At 73.0% G+C, this 15,464-nt stretch carries 15 protein-coding genes; 13 read left to right on the forward strand and 2 right to left on the reverse strand.

Translation table 11 applies throughout. The features are described 5' to 3' along the window. The first annotated feature begins 52 nt into the window (after window positions 1-52). The 12 genes from ACQP00_RS39040 (at window position 53) to ACQP00_RS39095 (ending at window position 12,624) form a co-directional block, all read left to right on the forward strand. Window positions 53-847, forward strand: coding sequence for a DeoR/GlpR family DNA-binding transcription regulator (locus ACQP00_RS39040; RefSeq protein WP_433206152.1), 795 nt, complete (start codon window positions 53-55; stop codon window positions 845-847). Further along, window positions 844-1,890 carry a sugar ABC transporter substrate-binding protein gene (locus ACQP00_RS39045; protein WP_433206155.1) on the forward strand — a complete coding sequence of 349 codons (1,047 nt, stop codon included), beginning with the start codon at window positions 844-846 and terminating at the stop codon, window positions 1,888-1,890. Before ACQP00_RS39040 ends, ACQP00_RS39045 begins: the two co-directional genes overlap by 4 nt. A 31-nt stretch (window positions 1,891-1,921) precedes the next feature. Beyond that, window positions 1,922-3,454, forward strand: coding sequence for a sugar ABC transporter ATP-binding protein (locus ACQP00_RS39050; RefSeq protein ID WP_433206158.1), 1,533 nt, complete (start codon window positions 1,922-1,924; stop codon window positions 3,452-3,454). Between the two features lie 2 nt (window positions 3,455-3,456). Next, a complete protein-coding gene (locus ACQP00_RS39055; RefSeq protein ID WP_433206161.1) occupies window positions 3,457-4,503 on the forward strand; it encodes an ABC transporter permease in 1,047 nt (348 codons plus the stop codon). Between the two features lie 23 nt (window positions 4,504-4,526). Continuing rightward, complete coding sequence (locus ACQP00_RS39060; RefSeq protein ID WP_433206164.1) at window positions 4,527-5,513, forward strand: sugar phosphate isomerase/epimerase family protein; 987 nt, start codon at window positions 4,527-4,529, stop codon at window positions 5,511-5,513. Further along, a complete protein-coding gene (locus tag ACQP00_RS39065) occupies window positions 5,513-6,469 on the forward strand; it encodes a 1-phosphofructokinase family hexose kinase (protein ID WP_433206167.1) in 957 nt (318 codons plus the stop codon). The genes ACQP00_RS39060 and ACQP00_RS39065 overlap by 1 nt, the downstream gene beginning before the upstream one ends. After that, entirely contained in the window at window positions 6,466-7,722 is a 1,257-nt protein-coding gene (locus ACQP00_RS39070) for an FGGY family carbohydrate kinase (protein WP_433206170.1), read from the forward strand. The genes ACQP00_RS39065 and ACQP00_RS39070 overlap by 4 nt, the downstream gene beginning before the upstream one ends. Continuing rightward, window positions 7,719-8,336, forward strand: coding sequence for a bifunctional 4-hydroxy-2-oxoglutarate aldolase/2-dehydro-3-deoxy-phosphogluconate aldolase (eda, locus tag ACQP00_RS39075; RefSeq protein ID WP_433206173.1), 618 nt, complete (start codon window positions 7,719-7,721; stop codon window positions 8,334-8,336). The genes ACQP00_RS39070 and eda overlap by 4 nt, the downstream gene beginning before the upstream one ends. 70 nt (window positions 8,337-8,406) lie before the next feature. Further along, on the forward strand, window positions 8,407-9,780 hold the full coding sequence (locus ACQP00_RS39080; protein WP_433206176.1) for a glycoside hydrolase family 43 protein: 1,374 nt from the start codon (window positions 8,407-8,409) through the stop codon (window positions 9,778-9,780). Window positions 9,781-9,798: 18 nt separating this feature from the next. Then, window positions 9,799-10,104 (forward strand): hypothetical protein, encoded by a 306-nt coding sequence (locus ACQP00_RS39085; protein WP_433206179.1) that lies wholly within the window; start codon window positions 9,799-9,801, stop codon window positions 10,102-10,104. 100 nt (window positions 10,105-10,204) lie between these two features. Then, a complete protein-coding gene (locus ACQP00_RS39090) occupies window positions 10,205-11,845 on the forward strand; it encodes a protein kinase domain-containing protein (protein ID WP_433206182.1) in 1,641 nt (546 codons plus the stop codon). 56 nt (window positions 11,846-11,901) lie between these two features. Next, window positions 11,902-12,624: a hypothetical protein gene (locus ACQP00_RS39095; RefSeq protein ID WP_433206185.1), complete on the forward strand. Its 723-nt coding sequence runs from the start codon at window positions 11,902-11,904 to the stop codon at window positions 12,622-12,624. 3 nt (window positions 12,625-12,627) lie between these two features. Here the strand turns inward: ACQP00_RS39095 and ACQP00_RS39100 are convergent, their stop codons facing one another. After that, a complete protein-coding gene (locus tag ACQP00_RS39100; RefSeq protein ID WP_433206187.1) occupies window positions 12,628-13,785 on the reverse strand; it encodes an RCC1 domain-containing protein in 1,158 nt (385 codons plus the stop codon). A gap of 128 nt (window positions 13,786-13,913) precedes the next feature. After that, window positions 13,914-14,786, reverse strand: a complete 873-nt coding sequence (locus tag ACQP00_RS39105; RefSeq protein ID WP_433206190.1) for a patatin-like phospholipase family protein — start codon at window positions 14,784-14,786, stop codon at window positions 13,914-13,916. A gap of 62 nt (window positions 14,787-14,848) precedes the next feature. Here ACQP00_RS39105 and ACQP00_RS39110 point away from each other — a divergent pair, with 62 nt between their 5' ends. Beyond that, window positions 14,849-15,463 (forward strand): pentapeptide repeat-containing protein, encoded by a 615-nt coding sequence (locus ACQP00_RS39110; RefSeq protein ID WP_433206193.1) that lies wholly within the window; start codon window positions 14,849-14,851, stop codon window positions 15,461-15,463. Window position 15,464: the final 1 nt, after the last annotated feature.

The following is a 15,464-nucleotide window of genomic DNA, read 5'->3' on the forward strand; positions in this document are numbered from 1 at the left end:
CCCCACAAGACCCACACCGAAATCCACATCAGGCGGAAGGGGGTGGTTGGCGGTGCAGGCTTCCCCGTTGGAGCGCCGGCGCGAGATCGCGGCGCTGGTGCGCAGCAGCGGCCGGGTCCAGGCGGCGGAGCTGTCCACCCGGTTCTCGGTCAACGCCGAGACCATCCGCCGCGACCTGTCGACCCTCGAGGCCGCGGGCGACCTGCGGCGGGTGCACGGCGGCGCCGTGGCCCGCGCGACGCTCGCCGACGAGGGGCGCGTCTCCGACCGGATCGGCGAGCGGCGCGAGGAGAAGCTCGCCATCGCCCGCGCGGCGGCGGCCGAGATCCCGCCCTTCGGCGCCATCTTCATCGAGGCCGGCTCCACCACCGGGCACCTCGCCCAGCTGCTGCCGGACCGCGGTGACCTGCTCATCGTCACCAACGCCCTGCAGATCGCGCTCGCCCTGACCGACCTGGGCCACTCCACGGTGATGACGATCGGCGGCCGGGTGCGCCCGGCCAGCTACGCCGAGGTCGACACCTGGGCCCTGGAGCGGCTGGCGGCGCTGCGCTTCGACGTCGCGTTCGTCGGCGCCAACGCCGTCGACCTCGCGTGGGGGCTCTCCACGCCCGACCCGGCGGAGGCGGCGGTCAAGACGGCCATCCTCGCCTCCGCGCAGAAGTCGGTCCTGCTGACCGACGCCAGCAAGTTCGGCCTCCAGGCCGCCTGCCGCTACGGCTCGATCGAGGACATCGACGTCGTCGTGACCGACGCCGGAATCGATCCCGCCACCGCCGAGGAGATCCGGGCCCTCGGCCCCACGGTCCGCCTCGCCGGCCCACACCCCCAGTTGGAGGACACATGAAACTACACACCCGCGGCCTCGCCGTACTGGTGGCCGTCGCGATGCTCGCCGCCGCCTGCGGTGGCGGGGACGACGAGGCCGCGTCCGGCCCGTCGGACCTCATCTCCGGCCGGCCCACCCCGACCGACCAGAAGCCCGACAGCCAGGTCAAGGTCGCGATGATCGGCTTCGCCAACAACCCCTACTGGGTGTCGGTGAAGGCGGGCGCGGACTACGCCAACCGGGTGCTCTCCTCCCGCAACGGCAAGGTCGACTGGATCGTCGCCGGCGACAACATCGACGTGCAGACGGTGTCCAGCGCGATCAAGGGCGCGGACGCCCAGGGGTACAAGGGCATCGGCTTCTTCATCGCCGGCGAGGGCAACTGCGCCGACATCAAGACCCTCTCGGCCAAGGGCGACAAGCTCGGCGCGTACAACACGCTGTTCGACTGCGTCGGCTCGTCCGGCGGCACGGTGAACTACGCGCAGGAGCAGTACAAGGCCGGCCAGACCGCGGCCCAGGAGATGATCAAGGCCACCGGCGGCAAGGCGGGCAAGGTCGGCATCATCGTCAGCCAGTTCACCGCGCCCGGCTCCGAGCAGCGCCGCAAGGGCTTCGTCGACGGCCTGCAGGGCTCCAGCCTGACCCCGGTCGGCCAGGGCGTCGAGGCCAAGGACTCGGCCTCGAACACCTTCTCGGCCGCGCAGAACTACATCCAGTCGAACACCGACCTGGTCGGCCTCTACGCCACCGCCGGCGGCCCGTTCGGCGCCGCGCAGGCCGTCGCCGCGGCCGGCAAGCAGGACACCATCAAGGTCATCGGCTTCGACATCACCACGGAGAACATCGACGCCATCAAGAACGGCTCGATGTACGGCGTGATCGGTCAGGACGCGTTCGGCCAGGGCTACAACGTGGCCATCCAGCTGTTCAACGCGGCCGTCACCGGCAAGAACCCGGACCAGGTCACCCAGGAGGCCGAGGCCCCGTTCGTGACCAAGGACAACCTGGCCCAGCACGACCCGTCCGCCGTGCCGCTGGGCACCCCGGGCTCCTCCTGATCGACCGGTTCCGCAGGAAGTTGTGGCGAGCATGACGAGCACTCTGAAGCCGGCGGCCCTCGCGGTCGCCGGCCTGGCGAAGTCGTTCGGTCCCGTACGGGCCCTGCGCGACGTGTCCCTGGCCTTCCCGGCCGGGCAGGTCACCGGGCTGCTCGGGGAGAACGGCGCCGGCAAGTCCACCCTGATCCGGCTCTGCTCCGGCGAGATGCGACCCGACCGCGGGGAGCTGACCCTCGCCGGGCAGGAGGTGAGCTTCGGCTCGCCGCTCGAGGCGATCGCCGCCGGCGTGGTCGTCGTGCACCAGGAGCCGCTGCTCATCAGCGAGCTCACCATCGCCGACAACCTGTTCCTCTACGACCTCGGCGAGCGGCCCGCCTACGCGGCCGCCCGCCGGGGCGAGAACGTCACCCGGGCCCGCGACCTGCTGCGGCGCCTGGACATGACCGACTACCTGCCCGACCCGGCCACCCTGTGCCGCGACCTGTCCGCCGCCTCCCGGCAGATGGTCGACATCGTGCGGGCGCTGTCCCGCCGGCCCAAGGTGCTGTTCCTGGACGAGCCCAACTCCAGCCTCACCCACGAGGAGTCGGAGCGGCTGTTCAGCGTCGTGCGCCGGCTGCGCTCCGACGGCGTCGCGGTGGTGCTCGTGAGCCACCGCCTGGCCGAGGTGTACTCCATCGTCGACCACGTCATCGTCCTGCGCGACGGCACCTTCGTGGCCGCGGGCGACCCGCGGGAGCTGCACGAGCAGCGCGCCGTCGAGCTGATGGCGGGCGAGCGCAAGCGGGCCGTGGTCGCCCAGACCGTCGCCGAGCGGCGCACCCTGAGCGACTCGGCCGAGGTCGCGCTGGAGCTGCGCGGCCTGTCCGGCGAGGGCTTCACCGACGTGAGCTTCGCGCTGCGCCGGGGCGAGATCCTCGGCATGTCCGGGCTGGTCGGGGCCGGGCGCACCGAGATCGCCGAGGCGGTGATCGGGGCCCGGCGGATCACCGGCGGCCAGGTGCTCGTCGGCGGGCGGCCGGCCCGCATCCCCGGTCCCGGGCGGGCGCAGCGGCTCGGCATCGCGTACGTCGCCGAGGAGCGGCGCACCGAGGTCTTCCACGCCCAGACGGTCGGCTACAACCTGACCGTCCGCATCCTGTCCACGCTCGGGCCGCTGGGCTGGGTCTCGGCCGGGCGTACCAACGCCGCCGCGCGCGACCTGACCCGCCGCTTCGGGGTCAAGACGGCCTCGACCGAGGCGCCGATCACCTCGCTGTCCGGCGGCAACCAGCAGAAGGTGCTGCTGGCCCGCGCGCTCGCGGCCAAGCCGCGGGTGCTGATCCTCGACGAACCGACCCGGGGCGTGGACGTCGGCACCAAGGCCGAGATCTACGCGACCCTGCGCGAGCTCGCCCACACCGAGGGCCTCGCCGTCTGGTTCATCTCCTCCGAGCTCGAGGAGGTCGTCGAGCTCGCCGACCGCGTCGTCGTGGTCCGCCAGGGCCGGCTGACCCTCGACGCCCCCAACACCGCAGGACCGCAGCCCATCGTGGCCGCCGCCATGGGATCGACCGAAGGATGAGCATGTCTGCCCCCACCGTCACCGCCCCGGCCCCGGGCCCGGAGCGCACCCGCTCCGCGAAGGACGTCGTCCGCTCGGTCTTCAAGCGCCAGGAGACCGGCCTGCTCGGCGTGATCATCCTGCTGGGCGCCGTCGTCAGCATCGTCAACAGCAACTTCCTGCGCGCCGACAACCTGTACAACGTGCTGCAGACCGTCGTCGTGGTCGGCGTGATCGCCGTCGGGCAGACGTTCATCCTCATCGCCAAGGAGATCGACCTGTCGGTCGGCTCGGTGCTGGCGCTGTCCGCGGTCACCGCCGGCTCGGTCTACGGCAGCGGCGCCAACCCGTGGATCGCCATGCTGGCCGGGATCGCGGTGGGCGGGGTGTGCGGGCTCGCCGTCGGCACCGTCGTCGTGCTGGGCCGGGTCAGCTCGTTCATCGTGACCCTGGGCATGCTGTCCATCGCCCGCGGCCTGACCCAGCTCGTCACCGGCGGCCTGCCGCAGAGCATGCCCGACGAGCTGTCCTTCATCGGCCAGGGCCGCATCCTCGGCGGCATCCCGGTCAGCGTGCTGATCTTCGTCGTGCTGGTCATCCTCGGCCAGCTGCTGCTGACCCGGACCGTGTTCGGCCTGCGGGTCACCGCGATCGGCGACAACGACGCCGCCGCCCGCACCGGCGGCATCCCGGTCGCCCGCACCCGCATCCTCACGTTCGTGCTCATCGGCCTGCTCGCGGGCCTGGCCGGGATCATCTTCTCGACCCAGGTCGGGGTGGCCGAGGCGCAGGCCGGCACCGGCTACGAGCTCGACGTCATCGCCGCCGCCGTGATCGGCGGGGCCAGCCTCTCCGGCGGCCGCGGCTCCATCATCGGCGCGTTCCTCGGCGCCTGCCTGCTCGGCGTGCTGCGCAACGCGTTCATCCTGCTCGCCCTCTCCCCGTTCCTGCAGCAGCTCAGCATCGGCCTGGTCATCGTGCTGGCCGCCCTGTTCGACCAGGGCCGGCAGGGCAACCTGCGCCACTTGAGCCCCGCCGCGCTGCGTTCCCGGTTCTTCGCCGGTCGCTGAGTTCCGAAGAAAGGTCGTTCCACATGAAGCCGCAACCGTTCCGTGTTCATGACCAGCGCGTCGTCAAGGCGTTCGTCGAGGCGCGCCGCTCGCACACCGCCGAGGAGCCCCGGCTCAAGTTCGGCTGGAGCAACTGGGGCTTCGGCACCGAGGAGCTCGGCGTGTCGGCCGAGCGGCTGGCCAAGAACGGCGTGCAGTACATCGAGCTGCACGGCAACCTGTACTCCGACGACTTCGGCTACCAGCCCGACGCGACCCTCAAGACCCTGGGCGAGCACGGCATCACCGTCTCCGGCGTCTGCGGCATGGTGACGCCGGACCAGGAGTTCGCGCACAACCTGCCGCACGTGCGGGCCCGCGCCGTGGAGTACTTCCGCCGCCAGGCCCAGTTCACCCAGGCCGTCGGGGGCACCTACCTGCTCTTCGGGGCGGGCTCGGTGGGCCGCCCGGTCGCGTTCGACTCCTACGAGCTGGAGCGCTCGGCGAGCACGATGCGCTACGTCGCCGACGACTTCGCCAGGGCCGGCATCCGCGGCGCCGTGGAGCCGATCCGGCCCGAGGAGACCAGCGTCGCGCACACCTTCGAGCAGGTCCTGCGCCTGCTCGACCTGGTCGGCCACCCGTCGATCGCGCACGTCAACGGCGACACCTACCACATGCTCAGCGGCGAGCTGCACATCGGCGCCACGCTGCTGGACCACGGCCACCGCATGCTCAACCTGCACCTGGCCGACACCAACCGGCGCGCGCTGGGCCACGGCCTGCTCGACCTCGACGTGGTCATCATGGCCCTCTACGCGATCGGCTACCAGCGCGGCGACAACTACTGCTCGGCCGAGCCGCTGGGCGCCGGCGGCAACCCGTACGCGGCGATGAACCTGCCGCCGCAGACCGAGAAGCTCGACGAGCTCGTGCGCGTGACGGCCGAGACGTTCCGGTCGCGCGAGGAGGAGGTCCTGGGGGCCACCGACGAGGAGCTGTTCGCGCTGTACCAGATCGACGGCGACTAGTGTTCACCCTGCATGTGGTGTGCCCCAACCCGGCGCTGGACCGGCTGCAGGTCGTCGAGCACTTCGTGCCCTTCGAGGTCAACCGGGTGGTCGACGTGCAGAGCCTGCCGGGCGGCAAGGGGATGATCGTGTGCCGGGGCGCCCGCCGCCTCGGCGCCACGGTCACCGCGCACGGCTTCGTCGGCGGGTTCGTCGGCGACGTCATCCGCCGCGGCTGCGCGGACCTGGGCGTCGCCGACCGGCACGTGCAGATCCGCGGCGAGACCCGGGTGACGCCGGTCGTCATCGAGCGGGAGACCGGGCGGTCGACCGTGCTCAACGAGCGCGGCCCGGTGGTCACCGCCGACGAGCAAGAGCAGCTCGCGGCCGGCCTGGCCGCCGCGATCCGGCTCGGCGACGTGGTGGTCTCGACCGGCAGCCTGCCGCCCGGGTCCGCGCCCGACCTGCACGCCACGGTGGCCCGCCAGGCTCTCCGGCACGGCGCGACCGCGCTCGTCGACGCCCACGGTGACGCGCTCGCCCGGGTCATCGACGACGTGCGGGCCGGCGGCACGGGCGGCGGCACGCTCGTGGTCAAGCCCAACGCGCTGGAGCTCGGCGGCATCCTGGGCCGGGACCTGTCCGACCCGGCCGACCTGCTCGCCGCGGTGCGCGAGCTGCACGCCCGGACCGGCGCCACCTTCGTCGTCACCAGCGGCGCGCACGGCGCGGTCTGGGTCGGCCCCGGCGCGCAGCTCACCGCCGACAGCCCGGTGGTGAACACGGTCAACGCCACCGGCTCCGGCGACGCGTTCCTGGCCGGCCTCGCGGTGGCGCTCGGCCGCGGCGAGGACCCGGCGCGGGCGCTGACCCTGGCCGCGGCGATGGGCGCGGCCAACGCCGCCTCGCTCGCCCCGGACGTCGACCCGGAGCTGGTCGGCAAGCTGCGCGAGCGGGTGACGGTGACCGCGCTGTGAGCCTCTACCTGGGTGTCGACATCGGCACCACCCGCACCAAGGTCGGCTGCTACGACGCCGCCGAGGGCCGGCTGATCGCCCTGGTCTCGGCGCCGACCGAGGTGCGCGAGGACCCGTGGGGCGGGCGGCGCGACGCGTCCCGGCTCACCGCCGCGGTCGCCGGGCTGCTCACGGAGCTGCTCGCCGACCCGGCGGTGCGCCCCGGCGCGGTGGTCGCCGTCGGCGTCGGCTCGGTCGGCGAGGAGGTCGTCATGCTCGGCGCCGGCGGCGAGGTCACCGCCCCGGTGCCGGCCTGGTTCGCCGGGCACGGCCGCGAGGCCAAGCCGCTCGCGGGCGAGGCGTGGGCCGGCGTGGACGACACGTTCTCGGTGTTCAAGCTGCTCTGGCTGCGCCGCGCCGGGCTGCTCGGCGGCGCCCGCACGTTCACCGGCCTGGCCGACTTCGTGGCCCGCGACCTGCTGGCCGACCCGTCCGCGCCGGTGTTCCTCAACGTCTCGCACGCCTCGCGCACCGGCCTGCTCGACGTGCGGGCCGGCACCCTCGACGAGGACGCGCTGCCGTCCCTCGGCCTCGGCGCCCTGCGCCTGCCGGAGCTCGTCGGCAGCGCCACGGTCGTCGGTTTTACCAGCGGCGCGGGTGTACTGCCCGCCGGCATCGCGGTCGTCACCGGCGGCCACGACCACATGTGCGGCGCGTACGGCTCCGGCGTGCGCAAGCCCGGCGACGTCTACGTCTCGGCGGGCACCTCCGAGGCCCAGCTGGTGCTCGTGGACGCCCTCCCCGACGTGGTCGAGCCCGGCCTCGACGTCGGCGTCTTCGTGGCGGGCGGCCTGCGCTACGTGCACCGGGCCACGCCGGCCGGGCGGTTCTACCAGTCGTGGCGGCGGATGCTGTACCCCGAAATGCCCGACGACCTGCTCTGGTCCGAGGTCGAGGCGGCCCTGGACACCGTCGCCCCGGCCCGCATCGACGCGGACGCCCGGGAGGTCAGCCTCCCGATGGACGTCACCCGCGCCCAGGCGATGGCCGGCCTGCTCAAGGGGCTGGCGGCCGAGGCCGACGCGGTCACCACCCGGCTCGGCGCCGCGGCCGGCACGCGCATCGCCGACGTCACCGTCGCCGGCGTGGCCGCCGGCTGGGCCCCGTGGCGCCGGCTGCGGCAGGAAGCCACCGCCCGCCACCTGCATTTCGTCACCGAACCCGAGGCCACCGTCCTCGGCGTGGCCGCCCTGGCCCGGAAAGGATCGTCATGAGTTTCCTGGGTGCCAACCGCATCGTTCCCGTGGTCGTCCTCGACGACGCCGCCTCCGCCGAGCCCCTCGCCGACGCCCTGGTCGCCGGCGGCCTGCCGATCGCCGAGGTCACCTTCCGCACCGCGGCGGCGGCCGGGGCGATCGCGCGGATGAGCCGGCACGGCGGGGTCGTGGTCGGCGCCGGCACGGTCACCACCCCCGACCAGGTCGACCAGGCCGTGGCCGCGGGCGCGACGTTCGTGGTCTCCCCCGGGCTGAGCGCGGCGGTCGTGCAGCGGTGTCGTTTCCACGGGGTGCCCGCGCTGCCCGGCGCCACCACGGCGACCGAGATCATGGCGGCGCTGGAGCTCGGCGTGGACGTGCTGAAGTTCTTCCCGGCCGGCACCTCCGGCGGGGCCCGCGCGGTGGCCGCCCTCACGGCGCCGTTCCCGCAGGTCCGCTTCGTCCCGACCGGCGGCATCGACACGTCCAACGTGCGGGAGTACCTGGATCTGCCCTCGGTGCTCGCGGTCGGCGGCAGCTGGATGGTGCCGCGCAAGGCGATCGCCGCCGGCGACTTCGCGGCGATCACCGTCCTGGCCGCGGAAGCCGTGCGCTTGACTTCATCTATGTGAGCGATAACATCGCTGTACTCCGCTGACATGCCGCCATTTGTTAGCGATCACAGCGACTTGAGGTGACCTCTTGAAGCGTCGCACCCTGCTGTCCGCCGCGGGCGCCGCCGTCGTCGGCGGCGCCCTCGCGCGTCCCGGGACCTCCATGGCCGCCACCTACGGCGGGTACGCCATGGCGTACTTCACCGAGTCCCCGACCATGGCCGCCGCCAACTACGGCCTCCACCTCGCCGTCAGCGCCGACGGGCTGAACTGGACCCCGCTCAACCAGAACAACCCGGTCGCCACGCCCACCCTGGGCAGCCGGGGCCTGCGCGACCCGTTCATCCTGCGCAAGCAGAGCGGCGGGTTCGTCGTGCTGGCCACCGACCTCAATGGCACCGACTGGAACTACCAGAGCCAGTACATCCACGTCTGGGACTCCACCGACCTGCGCACCTTCACCGGGTACCGGCTGCTCAAGGTGCACTCCCTGGCCACGCACGCCTGGGCCCCGGAGGCCTACTGGGATCCCGGCCGCGGGCAGTACGCCGTCGTCTACTCGGCGGTCACCGGCGGGCACAACGTGCTGATGGTGAACTACACCAGCGACTTCGTGACCGCTTCGGCCCCGCAGACGTTCTTCGACCCCGGCTACGACGCCATCGACGGCGACTTCGTGAGCGTCGGCGGGGTCAACTACATGTACTTCAAGAACAACACGAACAGCACGCTGCTCGGCACCCGCTCGACGAGCCTGAACCCGGGCAGCTTCAGCCAGTACACGAGCGGCATCGGTCCTGGAAGAGGCGTCGAGGCCCCGCAGATCGTCAAGTCCAACACCGCCGACACCTGGTTCATGTGGGGCGACACGTGGAGCCCGAACGGCCGGTTCTTCTGCTGGCAGACGAGCAACGTGGCCGGCGGGGCGTGGAGCCTGCTCAACGACCGCGCGTACACCCAGCCGCTGAACTCCAAGCACCCCGGCATCACCCCGATCACGGCGACCGAACTGGCCAACCTCACCGCCAAGTGGGGCGCGCCGGCCTGGAACCGCGTCAAGTCCTACAACTTCCCGGACCGCTACGTGCGCCACGCCAACGGCGTCGGGCGGATCGACGCGTACCCGTTCGACCCGTACCAGGACCAGCTCTGGACCCTGGTGCCGGGCCTGGCCGACTCCTCCGGCGTCTCGTTCCGCTCGGTGAACTACCCCGACCGGTACCTGCGGCACTGGAACTACGCGCTGCAGCTCGCGGTCAACGACGGGACCACCACGTTCAAGGCCGACGCCACCTTCTCCAAGGTCGCCGGGTTCGCCGACGCGTCGTGGACGTCGTTCCGCTCGTACAACTTCCCGGACCGCTACCTGCGCCACAGCAACTACGTCCTGCGCATCGACCCGATCACGAGTGGGTCGTCCACAACGGACAAACAGGACGCCACCTTCCGCATCGGCGCCTGAGGGCCGCACAATGCGGGCGTGCCGATTCACGTCCACGTCGCGCTGGGCTTCAGCCTGCTGCTGCTCGCCGTCGCGACCGCCGTCGTCGGGTGGGGCGTCTCGGTGACCGCGCCGAACCTGGGCCGGCCGCGCCTCGTGCGGCTGGCCCGGGACGGCGGGCGGATCCTGTACGCGATCGCCGCGGTGCTGGTCATGCTCGCAGCGGTCGTCGGGGGCGCCGGCGGCCGCGCGATGCTGGTCGGCGTCGTCATCCTGCTGCCGCTCCTGACCGTCTTCACCGTGTTCGGCGTCGTCACCATCGTGCGGGCGCTACGACTCAGCTGATGCGTACTCGCTGGTAGCGCTTGCGGATCGCCCCCTGGCAGGTTAGGAACAGTCGTTCGGATCCGACCGGCTGAGGGGCCGACCGGCTGAGGGGGCGCGGTTGATCGGCGCGGGAACGGTGCTGGCCGGGCGGTACGAGCTCGAGCGGCACATCGCCAGCGGCGGCATGGGCGACGTCTGGCGGGGCCACGACCGCGTGCTGGGGCGCACGGTCGCGGTCAAGCTGCTGCGCGCGCCGAGCGGCGAGCCCGAGTTCGTCGAGCGGTTCCGGGCCGAGGCCCGCACCATGGCGACCATCAGCCACCCCGGGGTGGTCGACGTCTACGACTTCGGCGACGATCCGGCGGCGGGAGTGTACCTCGTCATGCAGTACATCGACGGCGAGTCGCTGGCCGCGGCCCTGGACCGCGAGGAGCGCCTGGCCCCGGACGCCGCGCTGCGCCTGATCGCCGAGGCGGCCGAGGCCCTGCACGCCGCCCACGAGAAGGGCGTCATGCACCGGGACGTCAAGCCCGGCAACCTCCTGCTGCGCCCGGACGGCAGCACGGTGCTCACCGACTTCGGCATCGCCCGCTCGGCCGCCGCGACCCATCGCACCTCGCCCGAGCTGCTGCTCGGCACCGCCTCCTACATCGCGCCCGAGCGGGCCGGCGGCGAGCCCGCGACCGCCCGGTCCGACCTGTACTCGCTGGGCGTCGTCGCCTACCGCGTCCTGGCCGGGCGGCTGCCGTTCGAGGGCGAGAGCCTGCTGCAGATCGCGCTGCGGCACGCCAACGACGAGCCCGACCCGCTGCCGGACGACGTGCCGCCCGCGGTCCGCGCGTTCGTGGCCCGCTCCCTCGCCAAGGACCCGGCCGAGCGGTGGCCGTCGGGGGCGGCGATGGCCGCGGCGGCGCGGGAGGCCCAGGCGGCCGTTCCCCCGCGCCCGGCGCGCGGCCGCGGGCTGCTGATCGGCGCGGCCGCCGTGCTGGCCATCGTCGGCATCGTCGCCTCGGCGCTGCTGCTCGGCGACGACGACGACCCCGGCCCGCCCGTCTCCGGCGCCGTGACCCGGGCCGACGCCACCAACGACGCCGGTCTCGGCGGCGTAATCCCGCCGTCGTCGAGCGCCTCGGTGCCGTCGCTGTCCCCGTCCCGCCCGCCCAGCCTGGCCGCGCCGCCCTCGACCAAGGCGCCCGCGGGCGCGCCGGCGGTGCCGGCCGGGCTGACCGCGACCCCGGTGAGCGCCTCCGCGATCCGGCTGAACTGGAAGGACACCTCGGCCAACGAGACCGGCTTCACCGTCATCAACGGGGCGACGTCGCGCAACGCCGCCGCCGGGGCGACCTCGCTGGTGTGGGACGGCCTGGCCCCGGACACGTACATGTGCTTCAAGGTGCGCGCGTTCAACGCGGCGGGCCCGTCGGCGTACTTCCCGGCAGCGCAGGCCGACTGGGTGTGCACCAACAGCCTGGCCGGCACCGGCCCGGCGGCACCGTCCGGGCTGACCGCCACGGCGACCGGCCCGACCGCGATCCGGCTGCAGTGGACCGACGGCTCCGCCGACGAGACGGGCTTCACGGTCATCAACGGCAGCGCGTCGCGCAACGCCGCGGCCGGCGCCACCTCGCTGGTGTGGGACGGGCTGGCCCCGGGCACGTACATGTGCTTCAAGGTGCGCGCGTTCAACGCGGCGGGCGTCTCCGCCTACAGCCCGGCCGCGCAGGACAGCTGGGCCTGCGTGACGACGCCGGCCGCCTGACCCCTCGGGATCGTTGTCCCTGGCGGCCCGGGACGGCTGCTCGCTGTACTCGGGCCATGAGACGAACCCTCGTCGTGCTGCTGGCCCTCGCGGCCGCCGTCACGATCCCCGCTTCGCCGGGCCACGCGGCCCCGGCGTGTGACCAGCCCGTGCCCCCGCCGATCTGCTCCCCCGACGATCCCGACCCCGGGCCCGTCGACGCCCCGCCGCGCGGAGCGTTCGACACCCTCACCTTCGTGGGCAACGGGGTGCGCGTCACCGGCTGGGCGGCCGACGGCGACACCACGGGGCCGGTCCTCGTGCACGTCTACGTCGACGGCGCGTTCGTTTCGAGCCTTTCCACCGGTACCGCCCAGCGCTTCGACGGATTCGCCCCCGCACGGCACGGGGCGCACAGCGTGTGCGTGTGGGCGCTGAACGTGCCCCGGGCCGGGGCCGACCTCGCGCCCAACCGGCAGCTCGGCTGCCGGACCTACGACGTGCCGGTGGTGTCGGGCATACAACTGGTGTACTCGTCGGGCCGGCAGATCATCGCGTTCAACGACAACGTCCTCGGCGAGACGGGGTTCACGGTGCGGTGGGACTACTACGTCCTGCAGAACATCCCGGGCACCAGCCAGCAGGTGGGGTGGCCGCAGAGCATCTCGTTCGACGTGCCGGCCCACCCGGGCACCGGGCCGGCCGAGCTGGCCGCCTTGAAGGTGAAGCCCTCCAACGCGTACCGGCTGACCGTCACGGCGCCCGGGTTCGGCAGCGCGAGCACGGACCACTGGTGGTAGGTCCTACGGCAGGGTGACCGCGCCCGGCGTATTGCGCTGGGTGGTGGTGCCGTCGCCCAGTTGCGAGTTGCCGTTGTTGCCCCAGCACCACAGGCTGGCGTCGGAGCGCACGCCGCAGGTGTGGTACCCGGTGACCACGCCGGCCGTCCAGGTGGTGGCGGTGCCGACGTGGGTCGGCGTGGTGCGGGTGGTCGTGGTGCCGTCGCCCAGCTGGCCGGTCATGTTGTTGCCGAAGCACCACAGGCTGCCGTCGGTCCGCGACGCGCAGGTCGAGTAGAAGCCGGCGTTCACTCCGGTCCAGGTGTTCACGGTGCCGACCTGGGCCGGGGTGTTCTGCAGCGCGGTGCTGCCCAGGCCGAGCTGGCCGTAGCCGTTGTCGCCGAAGCACCACAGGGTCTTGTCGGCGCGGACGGCACAGGTGTGCGCGTAGCCGGCGGTGACCGCGGACCAGGTGGTGGCCGTGCCGACCTGGGCCGGCGTCGTGGAGTAGCCGGTGGAGCCGAGCCCGAGCTGCCCGGCCGAACTGTCACCCCAGCACCACAGCGTGCCGTCGGTGCGCGTGGCGCAGGTGTGCCCGAAGCCGGCCGAGACGCCGGCCCAGCTGGTCGCGGTGCCGACCTGCGACGGCGTGGTGATCGTCCAGGCCCCCGAGCCGGTGCCGACCTGGCCCAGCCGGTTGAAGCCCCAGCACCACAGCGTGCCGTCGGTCTTCACGGCACAGGTGTGGCTGTCGCCCGCGCTCACCTTGGCCCAGTTGGTCGCGGTCCCGACCTGGGTGGGGACGGTCTTGCCGAGGGTCGTGCCGTCGCCCAGCTGACCCCGGAAGTTGTACCCCCAGCACCACAGCGTCCCGCCGGTCTTCACGGCACACGTGTGGCTGGTGCCGGCCTCGATGCCCGCCCAGTCGGCCGCGGTGCCGATGCGGACGGGCGTGGTCCGGCTCGTCGTGGTGCCGTCGCCGAGCTCGCCGCTGTAGTTGCCGCCCCAGCACCACAGCGTCGCGTCGGTGCGGATCGCGCAGGTCTGGGAGTACCCGGCCCCGACGCTGGCGACCCCGGCGGCGGCCAGGGCGTTGGCCGGGCCGGCCGTGGTGGCGATGGCGATGACCGTGCCCGCGATGGCCGTCGCCACCGCGGTGAAGACCTTCCTCAAGTCGCTCATGCGCTGCGACGCTAGGATCGCGGCGCCACGCAGGGCAACGCACCGCTCACCAAACGGGCTCCACCCTGGCCCTGACCGGGAAACTTACAGTGTTCAGGCGGTTTGGGGCCGCTTCGGTCGCGCCTCGGTCAGGCGCTCCATACGGCTCGGACGGCTTCGGCCAGCGCCTCGCCCTGGCGGAGCCCGGCCTCGACGGCGACGGCGCGGCGGGACGGGTCGAGGACGTTGGGCCCGATCGCCTCGAGGGCCGCCTCGTCGGGCTCGATGACCAGGTGGCGCTCCGGTCCGACCTTGGCGATCTCACGGTCGATGAGCGGGCGGCCCAGTCCTCCCATGGGCGCGATGACGAGCAGCGCCCCCGCCTCCTCGGCCACGTCGGCGTTGGTGCCGGAGCGGACCCCGCCGTCCATGTACCGCTTCCCGTCGATGGTGATCGGCGTGAACACGCACGGCACCGCGCAGCTGGCGGCGACGGCGAGCGGGAGGGGTACACCGGAGGCCCGGTCGAACACGGCCGGCTTCCCGCCGTCGGTGTCCACCGCGGTGATGCGCAGGTCGGGCGCGGGCCAGTCGGTCACCGGAAGCTGCGCGGTGAGCCGGGCGATGTGCGCCTGCTCGTCCCCGGTCGGCGTGGTCAGGGCCAGCTCCCCGATCTCGGCCATGACCTCCTCCCGCGGCCGCGACCGGTCGGTGAGCATGGCGAACGCGGCCAGGGCGGGCGTGATGTCGACGGCCGGGGCGGGTCCACCCGGGCTCACGACGGCCTGCGCGGCGACGGCGTCCTCGAGCGGGATCCCGGCGGCGAGGACGGTCCCGACCACCGAACCGGCGGACGTACCGACGATGACGTCCGCGTCACCGACCGTCACCCCGGCCCGCGCGAGGCCGGCGAGAATCCCGAACTCCCACGCGATGCCCGTCATGCCACCGCCGCCGAGCACGAGCGCTTTGGTCGTCGCCGCTTCGGTCGTCGCCGCTTCGGTCGTTCTCGGGTTCGTCATTACCGAAAAGTAACCCATGTGCTCACCCGGTGGGAGCCCTGCCCGCCCGGACGATTGGTGCCATGCCGAAGCGGCGGACCGTAGGCGGTCTCTCCCTCATCGGCCTGGCCCTGGTGGCAGCCACGGTGACCATGTGCAAGGGCGGCGGCGACGGCGCGGACGCGAAGCACGGCCCCCGTTGTACGGCCCCGAGCGCAGCGGATCTCAGCGGCCGCACGGTCACCGCGTTCGACCTCGACGGCCGGAAGCTGCGCTGCGCCAACCTGCACGGCGCCACCCTGCAGGACGCGGCCATCATGAGCACCGACATGTACGGCGCGGATCTCAGCGGCGCGGTGGTCAAGGCGGCCGACTTGAGCCAGGTCAAACTGACCAAGGCCGACCTGGGCGGCGTGATCCTGCGCGACAGCAGCCTGACGGACGTGGGCCTGGAGCACGCCACCCTGCACGGCGCCGACCTGCGGGCGGTGACCTTCCTGCGCACCGACCTGAACTCGGCCGACCTGACCGGCGCGGACCTGACCGGTTCGACGTTCGACTCCTCGAACCTGCGCGGCGCCGACCTGACCGGCGCCAAACTGGCCGGCGTCTCCTGGGTCAACTCGGTCTGCCCCGACGGCACCAAGTCCACGGACGCCACCTGCGACGGCCACATGAAGCCCAAGCCCCCCACCTGAC

Source organism: Dactylosporangium sp. CS-047395 (assembly GCF_050942185.1).
Lineage (GTDB): Bacteria > Actinomycetota > Actinomycetes > Mycobacteriales > Micromonosporaceae > Dactylosporangium.